At 59.6% G+C, this 17,539-nt stretch carries 19 protein-coding genes; 10 read left to right on the plus strand and 9 right to left on the minus strand.

From position 1 onward, the window contains the following. The first annotated feature begins 120 nt into the window (after positions 1–120). Positions 121–2,022 (plus strand): 3-dehydroshikimate dehydratase QuiC, encoded by a 1,902-nt coding sequence (gene quiC / locus ACGSLL_RS22195; RefSeq protein WP_394507940.1) that lies wholly within the window; start codon positions 121–123, stop codon positions 2,020–2,022. A gap of 101 nt (positions 2,023–2,123) precedes the next feature. Then, positions 2,124–2,801, plus strand: coding sequence for a TetR/AcrR family transcriptional regulator (locus tag ACGSLL_RS22200; protein ID WP_208939678.1), 678 nt, complete (start codon positions 2,124–2,126; stop codon positions 2,799–2,801). Positions 2,802–2,918: 117 nt separating this feature from the next. On the opposite strand, the gene ACGSLL_RS22205 is transcribed toward ACGSLL_RS22200, so the two are convergent. Both ACGSLL_RS22205 and aroQ read right to left on the minus strand, forming a co-directional pair. Beyond that, a complete protein-coding gene (locus ACGSLL_RS22205) occupies positions 2,919–3,773 on the minus strand; it encodes a shikimate dehydrogenase (RefSeq protein ID WP_394507941.1) in 855 nt (284 codons plus the stop codon). Next, positions 3,760–4,218, minus strand: coding sequence for a type II 3-dehydroquinate dehydratase (aroQ, locus tag ACGSLL_RS22210; RefSeq protein WP_394507942.1), 459 nt, complete (start codon positions 4,216–4,218; stop codon positions 3,760–3,762). The genes ACGSLL_RS22205 and aroQ overlap by 14 nt, the downstream gene beginning before the upstream one ends. A 326-nt stretch (positions 4,219–4,544) precedes the next feature. Here aroQ and ACGSLL_RS22215 point away from each other — a divergent pair, with 326 nt between their 5' ends. Further along, a complete protein-coding gene (locus tag ACGSLL_RS22215; protein ID WP_394507943.1) occupies positions 4,545–4,973 on the plus strand; it encodes a DUF4160 domain-containing protein in 429 nt (142 codons plus the stop codon). Continuing rightward, positions 4,970–5,416, plus strand: a complete 447-nt coding sequence (locus ACGSLL_RS22220) for a DUF2442 domain-containing protein (RefSeq protein WP_394507944.1) — start codon at positions 4,970–4,972, stop codon at positions 5,414–5,416. The genes ACGSLL_RS22215 and ACGSLL_RS22220 overlap by 4 nt, the downstream gene beginning before the upstream one ends. A gap of 54 nt (positions 5,417–5,470) precedes the next feature. Here the strand turns inward: ACGSLL_RS22220 and trmA are convergent, their stop codons facing one another. Both trmA and ACGSLL_RS22230 read right to left on the minus strand, forming a co-directional pair. Then, a complete protein-coding gene (gene trmA / locus ACGSLL_RS22225; RefSeq protein WP_394507945.1) occupies positions 5,471–6,550 on the minus strand; it encodes a tRNA (uridine(54)-C5)-methyltransferase TrmA in 1,080 nt (359 codons plus the stop codon). Next, positions 6,547–7,842, minus strand: coding sequence for an NCS2 family permease (locus ACGSLL_RS22230; RefSeq protein ID WP_090286510.1), 1,296 nt, complete (start codon positions 7,840–7,842; stop codon positions 6,547–6,549). Before ACGSLL_RS22230 ends, trmA begins: the two co-directional genes overlap by 4 nt. A 221-nt stretch (positions 7,843–8,063) precedes the next feature. Here ACGSLL_RS22230 and ACGSLL_RS22235 point away from each other — a divergent pair, with 221 nt between their 5' ends. Further along, positions 8,064–8,513, plus strand: a complete 450-nt coding sequence (locus ACGSLL_RS22235; protein WP_394507946.1) for a DUF4879 domain-containing protein — start codon at positions 8,064–8,066, stop codon at positions 8,511–8,513. 66 nt (positions 8,514–8,579) lie between these two features. Further along, entirely contained in the window at positions 8,580–9,131 is a 552-nt protein-coding gene (locus ACGSLL_RS22240; RefSeq protein ID WP_394507947.1) for a DJ-1 family glyoxalase III, read from the plus strand. Between the two features lie 5 nt (positions 9,132–9,136). Here ACGSLL_RS22240 and ACGSLL_RS22245 read toward each other — a convergent pair whose 3' ends face one another. Together ACGSLL_RS22245 and ACGSLL_RS22250 are read right to left on the minus strand one after the other, a co-directional pair. Further along, the gene (locus tag ACGSLL_RS22245; protein WP_394507948.1) at positions 9,137–9,424 is read right to left on the minus strand and encodes a HigA family addiction module antitoxin; all 288 of its coding nucleotides are present in this window, start codon (positions 9,422–9,424) and stop codon (positions 9,137–9,139) included. A 115-nt stretch (positions 9,425–9,539) separates the two neighbouring features. Next, positions 9,540–10,778 (minus strand): MFS transporter, encoded by a 1,239-nt coding sequence (locus ACGSLL_RS22250; protein ID WP_208939684.1) that lies wholly within the window; start codon positions 10,776–10,778, stop codon positions 9,540–9,542. A gap of 392 nt (positions 10,779–11,170) precedes the next feature. Between ACGSLL_RS22250 and ACGSLL_RS22255 the strand changes: the two genes are divergently transcribed. From ACGSLL_RS22255 to ACGSLL_RS22265, 3 genes are all read left to right on the plus strand, one after another. Continuing rightward, positions 11,171–12,616, plus strand: coding sequence for a cytochrome ubiquinol oxidase subunit I (locus ACGSLL_RS22255; protein WP_394507949.1), 1,446 nt, complete (start codon positions 11,171–11,173; stop codon positions 12,614–12,616). Between the two features lie 3 nt (positions 12,617–12,619). After that, entirely contained in the window at positions 12,620–13,627 is a 1,008-nt protein-coding gene (gene cydB, locus ACGSLL_RS22260) for a cytochrome d ubiquinol oxidase subunit II (protein ID WP_208939686.1), read from the plus strand. An 85-nt stretch (positions 13,628–13,712) separates the two neighbouring features. Continuing rightward, on the plus strand, positions 13,713–13,880 hold the full coding sequence (locus ACGSLL_RS22265; protein ID WP_394507950.1) for a DUF2474 domain-containing protein: 168 nt from the start codon (positions 13,713–13,715) through the stop codon (positions 13,878–13,880). Positions 13,881–13,954: 74 nt separating this feature from the next. Here ACGSLL_RS22265 and ACGSLL_RS22270 read toward each other — a convergent pair whose 3' ends face one another. Beyond that, on the minus strand, positions 13,955–15,079 hold the full coding sequence (locus tag ACGSLL_RS22270; RefSeq protein ID WP_394507951.1) for a methyltransferase: 1,125 nt from the start codon (positions 15,077–15,079) through the stop codon (positions 13,955–13,957). A gap of 172 nt (positions 15,080–15,251) precedes the next feature. After that, positions 15,252–15,965 carry an autoinducer binding domain-containing protein gene (locus ACGSLL_RS22275; protein ID WP_394507952.1) on the minus strand — a complete coding sequence of 238 codons (714 nt, stop codon included), beginning with the start codon at positions 15,963–15,965 and terminating at the stop codon, positions 15,252–15,254. A gap of 314 nt (positions 15,966–16,279) precedes the next feature. Between ACGSLL_RS22275 and ACGSLL_RS22280 the strand changes: the two genes are divergently transcribed. Then, entirely contained in the window at positions 16,280–17,056 is a 777-nt protein-coding gene (locus tag ACGSLL_RS22280) for a ferredoxin--NADP reductase (RefSeq protein WP_394507953.1), read from the plus strand. A gap of 45 nt (positions 17,057–17,101) precedes the next feature. Here ACGSLL_RS22280 and mscL read toward each other — a convergent pair whose 3' ends face one another. Then, positions 17,102–17,515, minus strand: coding sequence for a large-conductance mechanosensitive channel protein MscL (mscL, locus tag ACGSLL_RS22285; protein ID WP_203419572.1), 414 nt, complete (start codon positions 17,513–17,515; stop codon positions 17,102–17,104). Positions 17,516–17,539: the final 24 nt, after the last annotated feature.

Consider the following 17,539-nt stretch of genomic DNA (forward strand, 5'->3'; position numbering starts at 1 on the left):
CGCAAAACTAACCGGGTAGTACACTTTAAATTGCTGCCGGAAGGGATGCAGCCAATAATTTGCTCATCCTATAAAAGCGGCGCGGCTCACGCAGCCGCCGTCTCCAACGGGAGTTCATACATGCAGCGTTCCATTGCCACCGTTTCCTTGAGCGGCACCCTGCCGGAAAAACTCGAAGCCATCGCCGCCGCCGGGTTCGACGGGGTAGAGATTTTCGAAAACGACCTGCTGTATTACGACGGCAGCCCACGTGAAATTAAACAGATGTGTGCCGATCTGGGGATTGCCATCACGCTGTTTCAGCCGTTCCGTGATTTCGAAGGCTGCCGCCGTGATCGGCTGGCGCGCAATCTGGAACGCGCCGAGCGCAAGTTCGACTTGATGCAGGAACTGGGCACCGACCTGGTGCTGGTGTGCAGCAACGCCGCGGCCGACAGCGTCGGTGATCAGCAGATCCTCGTCGATGATCTGCGCCTGCTGGCCGAACGGGCCGGCGCGCGCGGTTTGCGCATCGGTTATGAAGCGCTGGCCTGGGGCCGCCACGTCAACACTTATCAACAGGTCTGGGACATCGTGCGTCAGGCCGATCACCCAAGCCTTGGCGTGCTGCTCGACAGCTTCCACACCTTGTCGCTCAAGGGCGATCCAGCGGCGATCGCCGAGATTCCCGGCGACAAGATCTTCTTCGTGCAAATGGCCGACGCGCCGATCCTGCAGATGGACGTGCTGGAGTGGAGCCGGCATTTCCGCTGCTTCCCGGGGCAGGGCGAATTCGATCTGCCAGGCTTCCTCGCACCGATCATCCAGAGCGGCTACAGCGGGCCGCTGTCGCTGGAAATTTTCAATGACGGCTTCCGCGCCGCACCGCCGCGAGCCAATGCCGCCGACGGTCTGCGCTCGCTGCTGTATCTGGAAGAGAAGACCCGCCAGCGTCTCGAGCAACAAGCCGAACCGGCGGCCAATCGCGAGATTCTGTTCGAAACGCCCAAGGCCAGCGAGTACAACGGCATCGAATTTCTCGAGTTCGCCGTCGACGAGGCGCTGGGCGCCAAGCTCAGCCATTGGCTGGAGCGCCTCGGTTTCGTCAAGGCCGGGCAGCATCGTTCCAAGAGCGTCAGCCTGCTGCGTCAGGGCGATATCAACCTGATCCTCAACTCCGAACCGTATTCCTTCGCCCACAGCTTTTTTGAAGCCCACGGCCCGTCGCTGTGCGCCACGGCGGTACGGGTCAATGACAGCGCCAGTGCGCTGGCCCGTGCCGTGGCCTATAAAGGTCAGCCTTATCGCGGGCTGGTCGGCCCCAACGAACCGGAGCTGGCGGCGGTGCGTGCGCCGGATGGCAGCCTGATTTATCTGGTGGATGAAGAGGCGGACGTCTACGGCACCGATTTCAATCTGCTCCCCGACGCGCAGGCCCGTGGCGGTCTCAAGCGCATCGATCACATGGCCATGGCGCTCCCGGCCGACAGCCTCGACAGCTGGGTGCTGTTCTATAAGAGCCTGCTGGACTTCGAAGCCGATGACGAAGTGGTGCTGCCTGACCCGTACGGCCTGGTGAAGAGCCGCGCCTTGCGCAGCCGCGACAGTTCGATCCGCTTGCCGCTGAACATCTCCGAGAACCGTAACACCGCAATTTCCCACGCGCTGTCGAGTTATCGCGGTTCTGGCGTGCATCACATTGCCTTCGATTGTGATGACATCTTCGCCGAAGTCAGTCGTGCCAAAGAAGCGGGCGTGCCGTTGCTGGACATTCCGCTCAACTATTACGACGACCTCGCCGCGCGTTTCGATTTCGATGACGAGTTTCTCAGCGAGCTGGCGTACTTCAATGTGCTGTACGACCGCGATGCACAGGGCGGCGAACTGTTCCACGTCTACACCGAACCGTTCGAGGGACGCTTCTTCTTCGAGATCATTCAGCGCAAGAACGGCTATGTCGGTTACGGCGCGGCCAACGTCGCCGTGCGTCTGGCGGCGATGGCCAAATCGCGCAGCGGCGCGGTACGCCAGGCAAAGTTGTAGGAAATTCGTAAACGCGGTGTTAAACGCAGGCTGCGCGGCTTCCTTCACTGTGTCGCGCGGCCCATAATCGGCGCTTGTGCAGTGATGGCCGTGAGCCCGCAATGACCGTGAATTCAGAACTGTCCGTCGCCCCGGACGCAGCCGCCGCAGAGCCGCGCAAGGGCCGCAAGAACAATCCGGAAAAGACCCGCGAAAACATTTTGCAGGAGGCGATCGTCGAGTTCGTCCAGCAAGGCTTGTCCGGTGCGCGCGTCGACGCGATCGCCGAACGCATCCACACCTCCAAGCGCATGATCTATTACTACTTCGGCAGCAAGGAGCAGTTGTACGTCGAGGTGCTGGAAAAGCTCTACGGCGATATCCGCAGCACCGAAAACCGGCTGCATCTGGACGAGCTGCCACCGGAAATGGCGATCCGCCGATTGGTGGAATTCACCTTTGATCACCATGATCACAACGTCGATTTCGTGCGCATTGTCAGCATCGAAAATATCCACAACGCCGAATACGTGAAACGCTCCGATGCGATCAAGGCGTTGAACAATACGATCCTCGATACCCTCGGCGCGATCTTGCAGCGCGGCGCTGACGAAGGGCTGTTCCGCCGCGGGATCAATGCGCTGGATGTGCATCTGCTGATCAGTTCGTTCTGCTTCTATCGCGTCTCGAACCGCCATACGCTGGGCGAAATTTTCCAGATCGACTTGCCCGATCCCCAGATCAAACAGCGCCACCGCGAGATGATTTGCGAATCGGTATTGCGTTACCTGCAGGCCTGACGCGATTTCCCTTGTGGGAGCGAGCCTGCTCGCGAAAGCGCTGCGTCAGTCGCCGGTTGATTGACTGGTCTGATGCCTTCGCGAGCAGGCTCGCTCCCACAGAAGCAGATTCGCTCTTCAGCCATTCATGCGCTGAAAATGCGCCAGCATGCGCTGCGCATCCGCCGCCACGCCGCTGAACAGTTCAAACGCTTTCACTGCCTGAAACACCGCCATGTTGCCGCCGTCCAGCGTGCGGCACCCGAGGGCGCGGGCGTTGCGCAGCAGTTCGGTTTCCAGCGGAAAGTAGACGATTTCGGCCACCCACAGGTCTGCGCGCAGCAGCTCGACCGGTACCGGCATGCCCGGCAGTTTGGCCATGCCCATCGGGGTGGTGTTGACCAGACCGTCGGCCAGACTCGTGGCGCTCGGCAGATCGCGCCCGGCCACGGCGCGACCGGCGCCGAAGTGTTGATTAAGGTTGTGTGCCAGGCTCTCGGCGCGCTCAACGTCAACGTCGAAAATGCTCAGTTGCTGTACGCCTTCGCTCAATAGCGCGTGCGCCACCGCTGCGCCAGCGCCACCGGCACCCATCTGCACCACACGTGCGCGAGACGCGTCCTTCAGACCCCGGCGAAAACCTTCGGCAAAACCAAGGCAATCGGTGTTGTGACCGACACGTTTACCGTCCTTCAACACCACCGTATTCACCGCGCCGATCCCGCGCGCTTCCGGCGACAGTTCATCGAGCAGCGGGATGATCGCCTGCTTGCACGGGAAAGTGATGTTCAGGCCGGTGTAGTTCATGCGCTCGGCAGCGAGCAGCAGGTCGGGCAGGGCGTTGCTGTCGAGGTGCAGTTGATCAAGATCGATCAACCGGTACAGGTAACGCAAACCTTGTGCATCACCTTCGTGTTCATGCAGCGCCGGCGTACGCGAAGCCTGAATGCCGGCGCCGATCAACCCGGCGAGTACCGTGTTAGCGCGCGCCATGTTTGGCCCCTTGCAACCGCTGGCTGAAATGCGCCAGCGCCAACCGGTAACCATGGCTGCCAAAACCGCAGAGTACCGCTGTGGCAATCGCCGAGACAAACGAGTGATGGCGGAACGGTTCGCGAGCATGCACGTTGGACAGGTGTACTTCGATCACCGGCAATTCACTGGCCACCAGCGCATCGCGAATCGCCACTGAGGTGTGCGTCCACGCCGCCGGATTGATCACGATCCCGGCGCAACGGCCGCGGGCCGCGTGAATCCAGTCAAGCAATTCGCCTTCGTGATTGGTCTGGCGAAACTCCACCGTCAAGCCGAACTCCTCGCCGGCACGCCCGCACAGCGCAGAAATGTCGGCCAGGGTTTCATGGCCATAAGTCGCCGGCTCACGGGTGCCGAGCAGGTTCAGGTTCGGGCCGTTGAGCACTAGAACGATAGGGGACATGGGGGCAAACTCCACTTATTGTTTTTGGCTTTGGCCGAGTGTTCCGGCCTGTGGAGATAAAATGTACTAGATGGTTACCATGGTCAATTGAACAAGAAATCCCTTGGCGTTATGTGTTCGGTGATCGCACAAAAGGATTATTCAAACGAGTGTTGATCAATATGTGACGACAGCTTTGCTTACGTTTTTGCGCAGCAACCAGCCGGCTGAAAGGTTTTTCCGAAGCTAGCCTCAAATCTGAAAAGGGGCCTGTGCTTGAACACCAGCTGTCGGATTTGAAATTAATTTCGCACCTGTAAAACCATTAACCTAACGGATGGGTTAGCATGAAGGTATGCAGCTACAAAGGATTGTCGATTGTGATCATGTTGCGAGATGAGCATTGCCCGCCGCACGTCCATGTGAACGCGGGCGCCTGGAGTGCCCGATTGGGATTCAGTTTCTGGCACAACGATATTCAGCTTTGGGATGTCGTTCCGCTCTCTCGGCGACCGCCGCTGGCCGTGTTGGAGGGCTTGTGTCGATCTTTGGAACAACCTGCTCATCTGCGAAGCGCTCGTCGTATCTGGTGGTCGAGATTGCAGACAGTCTGTCTCGACAATCAGTTGTGGGACAGCCATACAAACGAGGTGTTGGGGATGAAACTGGTCACTGACACGACTTACAGAGTAGCAACGGCGCGCTACTTGCCAGAGGAAGACAAGACTCTACTGACATTGACAGGCGCATCGGAAGGAGTGGAAATCCAATTATGAAAATCATCAAGGCAAAGCCTTCGGCACATCGCCCCCTGACGGAGGAAATGCTCGATGCGGCCATCAAGCTGGGTGAGGAGCGGCGCGCTGGCAGCTTCCATGCGGTGTCTGTCACCTTTGAAAAGCCCTGTCTGATCATCCGTTTTGAAGATGGCAGCGGTGTGGAACTGCCGATGGATCGCTATCCTGAGTTCGACGGCTTCGATGCACAGGATTACGAGGACCTGACGATTGGTTTCGGGGGCACTGCGCTCTGCCATGCTGGCAAGGACCTCGACGTCTCCATCGCCGGCATGATTTCAGCGAGTCCGTCGTTAATGCAGATGGCCGCCTCGGTAGTGGCTTCGCGTAACGGCCGTCAAAGCAGTGCGGCGAAGTCTGCTGCGGCACGAGCCAATGGGAAAAAGGGTGGGCGTCCCCGTAAGGCCGATCCTGCGTCATAAGCGGGCACAAAAAAGCCGTCAATCACGACGGCTTTTTCGTATCCGGCATCAGCATCACCGGCGGGTCAGCAACACACCCGATTCCATGTGATGGGTCCATGGGAACTGGTCGAACAGCGCGCAGCGGGTGATGCGGTGCGTGTCGTGCAACTGGGCGATGTTGGCGGCCAGGGTTTCCGGGTTGCAGGAGATGTACAGGATGTTGTCGAAGCGCCGGGTCAGCTCGCAGGTGTCCGGGTCCATGCCGGCGCGTGGCGGGTCGACGAAGACGCTGCCGAATTCGTAGCTTTTCAGGTCGATGCCGTGCAGGCGGCGGAACGGACGCACTTCGTTGAGGGCTTCGGTCAGTTCCTCGGCGGACAAGCGCACCAGAGTGACGTTATCCACAGCGTTTTCGCTGAGGTTGCTCAACGCGGCGTTGACCGAGGTCTTGCTGATTTCGGTGGCCAATACTTTGCGCACACGGGTGGCGAGCGGCAGGGTGAAGTTGCCGTTGCCGCAGTACAACTCCAGCAGATCGTCAGGGCGATCGCCCAGCGCTTCGTACGCCCAGTTGAGCATCTTCTGGTTCACCGTGCCGTTGGGCTGGGTGAACGCGCCTTCCGGCTGACGGTAGCTGAAGGTGCGGCCGCCGACGTCGAGTTTCTCAACCACATAATCGAGGCCCAGCACTTCGCGTTTGCCCTTCGAACGACCGATGATGCTGACGCCCAGATCCGCCGACAGCTGCGTTGCAGCGGCATGCCAGTGCTCATCCAGCGGGCGGTGATAACACAGGGTGATCATCGCATCGCCAGACAGCGTGGTGAGGAATTCCACCTGGAACAGCTTGTGGCTCAGCGCCGAACTGGCCCGCCACGCCGCTTTCAGTTGCGGCATCAACTGATTGATGCGCAGGCTGGCGATCGGGAATTCTTCGATGAGGATCGGTGTGCGTTTGTCGTCCTGGGAAAACATCGCGTAGTGCCGCTCACCGGCCTCGCGCCACAGACGGAATTCGGCGCGCAGACGGAAGTTCTGCAGCGGCGAATCGAATACCGCCGGCTCGGGAGCATCGAACGGCGCCAGCAGATCACGCAAACGCGTGACCTTGGCTTGAAGTTGTTCGGCGTAAGCCTGGGAATCGAAAGTCATGCGTTGAACCAACCCAACTTGATCACGAACAGAATCGACAGGATCACCAGTGCCGGGTTCAGCTCGCGAGCGCGGCCCGACAGCAGCTTGATCACGGTCCAGGAAATGAAGCCGAACGCGATGCCGTTGGCGATCGAGTAAGTGAACGGCATGGCCAGCGCGGTGACCACGACCGGCGCGGCGACGGTGATGTCGTCCCAGTCTATTTCCGCCAGGCCAGAAGTCATCAGCACGGCGACGAACAGCAGTGCCGGTGCGGTGGCGAATGCCGGAACGCTGGCCGCCAGCGGCGAGAAGAACAGCGCCAGCAGGAACAGGATCGCGACGACAATGGCGGTCAGACCTGTGCGGCCACCGGCACTCACGCCAGCGGCGGATTCGATGTAGCTGGTGGTGGTCGAGGTGCCCAGCAGCGAACCGGCCATGGCCGCGGTGCTGTCGGCGATCAGCGCACGACCCATTTTCGGCATGTGGCCGTCCTTGCCCATCAGGCCGGCGCGCTTGGCGACGCCGATCAGAGTGCCGGAGTTGTCGAACAGGTCGACGAACAGGAAGGCGAAGATCACGCTGACCAGACCGATGTCCAGTGCGCCTTTGATGTCCAGTTGCAGGAACGTCGGAGCCAGCGAAGGTGGCATCGAGGTGACGCCGCCGAACGGCGTGAAGCCCATGGCGATCGACACGATGGTCACCGCGAGAATGCCGATCAGCACGGCGCCACGCACTTTCAGTGCTTCAAGCCCGACGATCAGGGCGAAGCCGAGGGTAGCGAGGATCGGTGCCGGTGCTTTGAGGTCACCGAGGCCGACCATGGTTGCCGGATTGCTGACGACGATGCCGGCGTTGTGCAGGGCGATCAACGCGAGGAACAGGCCGATACCGGCCGCAATCGCCGAGCGCAATGGCAGCGGGATGCTGTTGATGATCCACTCACGGATGCGAAAGATCGACAGCAGGAAAAACAGCACGGCGGAGATGAACACCGCACCCAGCGCCACTTGCCAGGTATGGCCCATGTGCAGGACCACGGTGTAAGTGAAGAAGGCGTTCAGGCCCATGCCCGGAGCGAGGGCGATCGGGTAGTTGGCGATCAGGCCCATGACCGTCGAGCCGATGGCGGCCGCCAGACAGGTGGCAACGAACACCGCACCCTTGTCCATGCCGGTCTCGCCGAGAATGCTCGGGTTGACGAACAGAATGTAGGCCATGGCCAGAAACGTGGTGATGCCCGCGAGAATCTCGGTGCGCACGTTGGTGTTGTGTGCCTTGAGTTGAAACAGCCTTTCCAGCATGTCTGCTCCCCGTGGCGCGCGTGGCGCCGTGAATGTATCGACCTCAACAGCAAAGCACAGACCATCGCAAGCGCCTGGAAAATTGTGCTGGGCCGGAAAAAGCCGCGCATCATACCAGCAGCGTGAGCAATATGGCGGTTGTCGGTGTCGATCGTCGGCGAAGTTTTGCGCAGCGGACAACTGCGCCATACTGCGCGCTGAATTTTTCCGGGTGAGCACGCATGAGCAAGGGCGCGGTGGCAGGTTTGGGCTTGATGGTGGTGCTGATGGCTGCAGCTCCGATGACGTGGGCCGCTTCGGCGGCGGCGTTGACGCAGGTGAAAGTCATCAAGGTGCAATCGCCGGGCTGTGGTCTTGAAGATATCGCCGATAACCAGCCGCAGACTCAATGCAATCACAGCGGGCCGAACATCAAGGTCTATGTGCTGGAAATCGGTTACGGCCAGAACCAGCCGCACGCCACGCTGGACGGATTCGAAGTCAACGGCAGCCGTGCTCCGGTATGTGCGTTCGATAATGGCAATCTGACCGAATGCACGCCCGGGCGCAAAACCGTCGGTTCGCTGTATACCTTCGATCTGGCCGGCAAGCAGGACGGCACCTTCAGCTTCAGCAACACCTCGATCAACGCCCCGCGCAATACGATGTCGACCCAGCTTTACATCAAGTAACGGCTGGCACTGCGCGAACCGGGGGAAGCTGACTACGCTTGAAGGATCACCCTGTGGATAACGCCCATGACTTCAAGAGTGCTGATTACCCTCGCCGAGGGCATCGATGATCTGCAAAGCGTGACCCTGATCGATGTGCTGCGTCGCGCCGATATCGAAGTGGTCGCAGCCAGTATCGAAGGCCGACGCATGCTCACCTGCGCCCGCGGCACGCGCCTGACCGCCGACGGCATGCTGGTCGATGTGCTGGCGCAAACCTTCGATCTGATTGTCCTGCCCGGCGGTGCCGTCGGCTCCCGGCACCTGGCGGCGCATCAACCCTTGCAACAATTGCTCAAGGACCAAGCCAGCGCCGGACGCTTGTTCGCCGCCATCGGCGAATCCCCGGCCGTCGCCCTGCAAGCCTTCGGTGTGCTGCGCCAACGGCGCATGACCTGTCTGCCCGGCGCCAGTCATCAACTGTCGGGTTGTACGTTTGTTGATCAACCGGTGGTAGTCGACGGCAACTGCATCACCGCGCAGGGCTCCGGCGCCGCATTGGAGTTCGCCCTGACGCTGGTCGAGCAGCTTGGTGGCAAGGGGTTGCGGGCGAAAGTGGCCAGTGATTTGCGGGCTTGAAGTCGTCAGGCGTGGGCCGCGAGGCGCTCGATGGCTGGCTGCTCCCGATGCTCTGCTTGCCACAGATCATATTCAGTTTGAACGCCTAGCCACATGCGCGCCTTGCCAATGCCTGCACGCTCAAGTCGCACGGCCAGATCCGGGCTGATCGGCGCATGTCCATGCAATACACGCGAAAGATGTGGGCGCGCAAAGCCCAGATGCCGCGCCAATTCGGTAACGCTGATACCGAGTTCGGGTAAAACATCCATCAACAATGTTTCACCAGGGTGTGGCGGGTTGTGCATAGGCATAAGGTGATTTGGCCTGAGGTGCGAGTGTAAGGCGTTACATTACACTCGGTGCGGTAAATATGTACCGCACTCTATCGATTTATTTGTGCTTGTCGTGCTGAGGTTGTCGGTGAAATCAGACCTTTGTCTCTTCTACCGGCACATGCATCCGGTCCCGGTTGGCCAGGGTCGGGAACAACTTGATCCACGTCCCTGTCACCACCAGCGTGCCGATCCCGCCCATGACCACCGCCGGTACGGTGCCGAACCAGTGGGCGGTGAGGCCGGATTCGAATTCGCCGAGCTGGTTCGAGGCGCCGATGAACAGGCCGTTGACCGCGCTGACCCGGCCGCGCATTTCGTCGGGGGTTTCCAGTTGTACGAAGGAGGCGCGGATGACCATGCTGATCATGTCCGCCGCACCGAGCACCACCAGCACCGCCAGTGAGAACCAGAACGAGGTCGACAGGCCGAAGGCGATGGTCGCGACGCCGAACACGCCGACGGCGGTGAACATCACGCGGCCGACCTTGCGTTCCACGGCGAACCGCGCGAGGTACAGCGACATTGCCAGTGCGCCGACCGCCGGTGCCGAGCGCAGCAGGCCGAGGCCCCACGGGCCGGTGAGAAGGATGTCTTTGGCGAATACCGGCAACAGCGCCGTGGCGCCGCCGAGCAGAACTGCGAACAGATCCAGCGAAATCGCCCCGAGAATGTCCTGGCGGCTGCGAATGAAGCGAATGCCCGCGAGCAACGAATCCAGGGTGGCTTTGCCTTTGTTCAGCGGTGTCTGCCGCGCGGGCAGATTCAACATCAACGTGCAGGCGATCACATAGAGCAGCACGGTCGGGCCATACACCCAGACGCTGCCGAACGCGTAGAGCAAGCCGCCGAGGGCTGGCGCGATGATCGTCGCTGACTGTTGTGCCGACTGCGCGGCCGCCACTGCCCGCGGAAACAGCGCGCTGGGCACGATGCTTGGCAGCAATGCCTGGGTGGTCGGCATCTCGAACGAACGCGCCGCGCCGAGGAGGAAGGCGAGGATGAAGATCATTTCGCGGGTGACGTGATCGGTGGCGCTGCCGATCGCCAGTGCGAGGGCGATCATCGCCTGCAGCGACTGACAAAGCGCTGCGACCTTGCGCCGGTCATAGCGGTCGGCGACATGCCCGGTGTGCAGCATGAACAGCACGCGCGGGGCAAATTCGACCAGGCCGACCAGACCCAGGTCGAGGACGTTGCCGGTCAACTGATAAAGATTCCAGCCGATCGCCACGGTGAGCATCTGAAAACCGCTGGCGGTGAAAATCCGCGCGAACCAGAAAGCGAGAAACGGACGATGGTGACGTAACAGCAGGGGCTCTTGGCTGGGCATCTGAAGGCAGGTCTGGCTCGAGGGGAAACGCGAGATTATCACCAGTCTGTAACAGGAAGTTGCTACCTGCGAAAAATTTACTTAGCCAGACATCGAATTGTCCCGCCTGCCTGCGAAGCCACTGGGCAAATGCCCTGCCAACGCGCTGAGGCAACTTGTCACGCGGCAAACGACCACGCCGTTCAACGGCGAAAATGGGACTACTCTTTTAACGTTGCTTGATCCAGATCAACACCTCACGAGGGTTTGGTCTGGCGGCCAGTTGGCCAGACTCCCTGCGTAGCGATGGCTGTAAAAAAGAACGAATCCGAATTCGCCGCACTCCATATCCGTGGGGGCAGTGGTGCAGGCCCCCGGGTCTGCCACCCGTATTACCTGACAGAGGAAGCCATATGTTCGGTTTAGAGGCTCTCGATCTCGCCCGAATTCAGTTCGCGTTCACCATCTCGTTCCACATTCTGTTCCCGGCCATCACCATTGGCCTGGCGAGTTACCTGGCGGTGCTCGAAGGTCTGTGGCTGAAGACTCGAAACGACACTTACCGTGACCTTTACCACTTCTGGTCGAAGATCTTTGCCGTCAACTTCGGCATGGGCGTGGTCTCCGGTCTGGTCATGGCCTACCAGTTCGGCACCAACTGGAGTCGCTTCTCGGATTTCGCTGGCGCCGTCACCGGGCCGTTGCTGACCTATGAAGTGCTCACGGCGTTCTTCCTTGAGGCCGGTTTTCTCGGTGTCATGTTGTTTGGCTGGAACAAGGTTGGTCGTGGGCTGCACTTCTTTTCCACGGTCATGGTGGCGATCGGCACGCTGATCTCGACGTTCTGGATTCTCGCCTCCAACAGCTGGATGCAAACCCCGCAGGGCTTCGAAATCGTCAACGGTCAGGTGATCCCCACCGACTGGCTGGCCATCGTCTTCAACCCTTCGTTCCCGTATCGCTTGCTGCACATGGCGACCGCCGCGTTCATCGCTACGGCGTTCTTCGTCGGCTCGTCAGCGGCCTGGCATTTGCTGCGCGGCCGGGATAATCCGGCGATTCGCACCATGCTCTCGATGGCCATGTGGATGGCGCTGATCGTTGCGCCGATCCAGGCGGTCATTGGTGACTTCCACGGTCTGAATACGCTCAAGCATCAGCCGGCGAAAATCGCTGCCATTGAAGGTCACTGGGAAAACCACGGTGACGAAGCGACGCCGCTGATTCTGTTCGGCTGGCCGGACATGAAAGAAGAACGCACTAAATTTGCCTTGGAGATTCCCTACCTCGGGAGCCTGATCCTGACCCACTCGCTGGACAAGCAAGTACCGGCACTCAAGGAGTTTCCGCCCGAAGACCGGCCGAATTCGACCATCGTGTTCTGGTCGTTCCGGGTCATGGTCGGCCTCGGCTTCCTGATGATCTTCACCGGTCTGTGGAGTTTGTGGCTGCGCAAGCGTGACTCGCTGTATACCTCGCGGCCGTTCCTGCATCTGGCACTGTGGATGGGCCCGTCCGGCCTGATTGCGATTCTCGCGGGCTGGTTCACCACTGAAATCGGTCGCCAGCCGTGGGTAGTCTACGGCTTGATGCGCACCGCGGACGCATCCTCCAACCACAGCTTCCTGCAGATGAGCATCACCCTGATCATGTTCGTCGTGGTGTATTTCGCCCTGTTCGGCGCCGGCCTCGGCTACATGATGCGCCTGGTGCGCAAAGGTCCGAAGTTCAGCGAGGGCACCGACACACCGGACGGTGGTCCGGGCAAGAAGCGCACCCCGGCGCGTCCGTTGTCCGCTGCCGACGATCCGGGCGAAGGCGAACACGAAGACAACACTCGCTTGACCAAGGAGATTTGAGCCATGGGTATTGATCTTCCGCTGATCTGGGCCGTGATCATCATCTTCGGGATCATGATGTACGTGGTCATGGACGGTTTCGACCTGGGCATCGGGATTCTTTTCCCGTTCGTTCCGGGCAAGACCGACCGTGACGTGATGATGAACACCGTCGCCCCGGTCTGGGACGGCAACGAAACCTGGCTGGTCCTCGGCGGCGCCGCATTATTCGGCGCTTTTCCGCTGGCCTATTCGGTGGTGCTCTCAGCGCTGTACCTGCCGCTGATCTTCATGCTGATGGGGCTGATCTTTCGCGGCGTGGCCTTTGAGTTCCGCTTCAAGGCCAAGGATGAAAAACGTCATCTGTGGGACAAGGCGTTCATCGGCGGCTCGATCGCGGCGACGTTCTTTCAGGGCGTGGCGCTGGGGGCGTTCATCGACGGCTTGCCGGTAGTCAACCGCCAGTTCGCCGGCGGCTCGATGGATTGGCTGACCCCGTTCACGCTGTTCTGCGGCGCCGCCCTGGTGGTCGCCTATGCCTTGCTCGGCTGCACCTGGCTGATCATGAAGACCGAAGGCAAGCTGCAAGAGCAGATGCACGATCTGGCGCGGCCATTGGCCTTCGTGCTGCTGGCGGTGATCGGCGTGGTCAGCCTGTGGACGCCGCTGGCGCATCCGGAAATCGCTTCGCGCTGGTTCACCATGCCGAATCTGTTCTGGTTCATGCCGGTGCCGATTCTGGTGCTGGTGACACTGTATGGCTTGATCCGCGCTGTGGCGCGTAACGCCAACTACACGCCGTTTCTGCTGACGCTGGTGCTGATCTTCCTCGGCTACAGCGGCCTGGGTATCAGCTTGTGGCCGAACATCGTGCCGCCATCGATTTCGATCTGGGACGCCGCAGCACCACCGCAAAGTCAGGGTTTCATGCTGGTGGGCACGCTGTTCATCATTCCGTTCATCCTGGGTTACACCTTCTGGAGCTACTACGTGTTCCGCGGCAAGGTCACCCATGAAGACGGTTATCACTAGTCTGCTGCTGGGCTTTCTCTAGCGAGAGCGAGCCTGCTCGAGAAGGCGTCCGCAGTGACGCCTTGGCTTAATGGAGATCGATGCAATGACCGGCAAACATTCCCTGCACGACATTGAAGAAGCCGAAAAAAGGCCGCTGTGGCAGCGGCTCGGCTGGCTGGCCCTGATCTGGGTCGGTAGCGTGGGTGTGCTGTTTATCGCCGCCAGCCTGATGCGTATATTCATGAACGCAGCAGGCCTGACCACGCACTGAAATCATCCCGAACCGGCGCCCTCGGGTACGGTTTTGCCAACCCTCCTTGCGGAGGGTTTCTTTTGCCTGCGGGTTTATTTGCGCGCTTTGAGGATGACGAATTTCGGTGTGGCCGCCACTTGCTCAACGCCACGGAACAACCGCGCCAGTTTGCTGTGGTAGCCCAGATGGCGGTTGCCGACGATGTACAGTGCACCGCCGACCACCAGCGCTTCGCGCGCCTGCTGGAACATGCGCCAGGCGAGGAAGTCGCCAACCACCTGCTGTTGGTGGAACGGTGGGTTGCACAGCACCACATCCAGCGATTGCGCCTCTTGCCCGGCCAGGCCATCGGCGGCACGCACGATCACCTCGCGCTCGCCCAGTGCGGCGCGCCAGTTTTCCAGGGCCGATTGCACCGCCATATACGATTCATCGACCAGCGTGTAATGCGCATCCCGGTTCTGCAAAGCGCTGGCGATGGCCAGCACGCCGTTGCCACAGCCCAGATCGGCGACTCGGGCCTGACCGAGGTTTTTCGGTAAATGCGGGAGGAAGGCCCGGGTGCCAACGTCCAGCCCTTCGCGGCAGAACACGTTGGCGTGGTTGAGCAATTCGATCGGCGGCTCATCGAGGCGATAGCGCGTAGGGTAGGGCGAGAAGGTGGCAGCCTTGGCTTGCGGCGTGGCAATCAACAGGCGCGCCTTTTTCACCGCCAGCGAGGCCTGCACCGGACCGATGTAACGTTCGAGTAGATCACCGGCGGCACGCGGCAGGTGCTTGACCATCGCGGCGGCGATCACTTCGGCGCCGGGCGCGAGTTGCCCTTGCAGACGGATCAGTTGTTCTTCCAGCAGCGCGAGGGTTTTCGGCACCCGGATCAGGACCCGATCGAACGGCCCGACCAATGGCTCGCTGGCCGGGATACCGCGCACCGCATCGAAAGCCTGGCCGTTGCGCAGCAGGTTTTTTTCCAGTCCCTGAAAAGCGAGAAACGAGTCGCCGCTGCTGCTGACCTTGACCTTGCCGAGCAGGCTGGCGGCCAGCGCCCCGAAGCTGTCGTTGAGCACCAGCACGCGGGTGTCCGCCGTCGTTTGCTGCGCCGCGAGATGGTTGAGCAGGTATTCGTCGGCGGCATCGAAAGCTTGCAGCGGTTCGTTCTGCTGTTCGGGCTGGCGGATCAGGTCAAGTTGGGCGAATGGCGTTTCAAGCAAAGGCATGGGGCGGGACTCAGGGATGATCAACGGATATTCCGCAGCCCTGGCGTGCGGCGGAACCGACCGAGTGTAAGGCAACGCGTTCTGCTGGCGTTATCACTCAGGAAGGTTACGAATGTTACGTTTATTTCTTGGGCATTACTCGCGTGTTTATAAGGAAAGCGAGGTTGAGCGATCAGATGATGCCGGCCCTGGCGGCTGCAATAACGGCGGAGATCTTGTTGCAGACGTTGAGCTTTATGATCAGGTTCTGCACGTGGTAATTCACAGTGCGTTCGCTGAGGCTGAGGATTTTTGAAATTTCATAGGCGGTCTTGCCAACGGCTGAGAGCTTCAGGACCTGCAGCTCTCGAGTCGAGAGGTGAGGGTGGCGGGGCTTGAGTGCTTCCGGCGGCAGGGTTCGGGCAAACAGCTCACTCAAGTGGCTGCTGGCGTAAAACATGTATCCGAAATGCTCATACAGCTCCAATGGACTGATTGAGCAGTGTCTGCGTGCCAGGCTAATGATGCTGCACAAACCGCTCGCTTCATGATGAAAAGACTGCGACCAGCCATTTTGCAATCCATGCTTTTGCAAACCCTGCCATATGTCATGGGATTCGCCAAACAATGATTCGGCCCAGACTATGGGGGACATGGAATGATTGCAGTGTGATATCAATGGGTCTGTTTTTATGTAACTGTTCTGTTCATATTGACTGTTCCACTCTTCAGGATAGTTATTGATTTGCAAGGGCTTGAGCTGCATGTCGCGATGCAATGGAACCACTGAAATTGCACAAAAATTAAATCCAAGATTTTCGGCAAATCGCAATAATATCGGATAAGCAGCATCGATGCCCTTGGCAAACGTCAGTTGTTTCAACTGTGATTCCTTCCACGTTTCCATTGTGACCACTCCGTGACGTTGCGGGGGCGCCAAATGGATCCAAAAGATCCGGCACGCAACGAAGTGTAGGACGTTTCATACACCGGGCTTTAAATTATTTAGGTATTGAGCAAGTGGATATATTGATAAAGCGTTCTTAATACATCGGAGTATTAAATTGGTGTTGTCATCTTAAGTAATTACTCAAATTCTGACCTGATGATCACGTTTAATGAATCTCCCATTCGCCGCAGGCTCAATACCATTATCAATCGTCGGTGTTTAACTGCGTCCATTTGCGCGAAACTGGCAGCAACCGTTCAATGGAGCAACCCATGACCGCCAGCGCAGACAAGTACACCACGCAAACCTTGCTCGACGTCACACCACTGACCCCGAACCTGTTTACCTTGCGTACCACCCGCGATGCCGGGTTTCGTTTCCGCGCCGGACAGTTCGCCCGCCTGGGTGTGACCAAGGCCGATGGCAGTACTGTCTGGCGCGCCTATTCAATGGTTTCCTCACCGTTTGACGAGTTTCTCGAGTTCTTCTCGATCGTCGTGCCGGGCGGTGAGTTCACCAGCGAACTTAGCGGGTTGCAGGTCGGCGATACCTTGCTGGTTGAGCGCCAGGCGTTCGGCTACCTGACCCTTGATCGTTTCGTCGATGGCCGCGATCTCTGGCTGCTGTCGACGGGCACCGGGGTGGCGCCGTTCCTGTCGATCCTGCAGGATTTCGAAGTGTGGGAAAAATTCGAGCGCATCATTCTGGTGTACAGCGTGCGCGAGGCGCGCGAGCTGGCGTATCAGGAACTGATTGCCGGCCTGAACGAACGAGACTACCTCAGCGAATACGCGCACAAGTTGCGGTTCATCGCGACGGTGACGCGTGAGGCGCATCAGGGGGCTCTGCAGGGGCGCATTACTACGCTGATCGAAAACGGTGAGCTGGAGCGTGCAGCAGGTGTGGAGCTGTCGGCGCAGCACTCACGGGTCATGCTCTGCGGCAATCCGCAGATGATCGACGAGACCCGCGCGTTGCTTAAACAGAGGGACATGCGCCTGAGCCTGACGCGCCGGCCCGGCCAGGTCGCTGTGGAAAATTACTGGTAAGGAAAACGGCACCCGCAAGTGCCGTTTTTTATTCGAACTGATGACTCAGGGCCGCTCGTTCTGCGCCTTGAGCAGATCACGGATTTCGCCCAGCAGTTGCTCTTCCTTACTCGGGATCGGCGGTGCAGTCGGGGCCACGGCTTCTTCACGCTTGAGGCGGTTGATGGCTTTGACGCCCATGAAAATCGCGAAAGCGACAATGATGAAGTCCAGCACCGTCTGGATGAATTTGCCGTAGGCCAGCATCACCGCAGGGGTATTGCCCTCGGCGGCCTTGAGCGTGATGGCCAGATCACTGAAGTCCACCCCGCCGATCAACAGGCCGATTGGCGGCATGATCACATCACCGACAAACGACGAAACAATCTTGCCGAACGCCGCGCCAATGATGATACCGACGGCCATGTCGACCACATTGCCTTTGACCGCGAAGGCCTTGAACTCGCTAAGCACGCCCATAGTTATTTCCTTGTTACAGATGAG

Origin of the sequence: Pseudomonas retamae (assembly GCF_043496865.1) — a bacterium.
Lineage (GTDB): Bacteria > Pseudomonadota > Gammaproteobacteria > Pseudomonadales > Pseudomonadaceae > Aquipseudomonas > Aquipseudomonas retamae.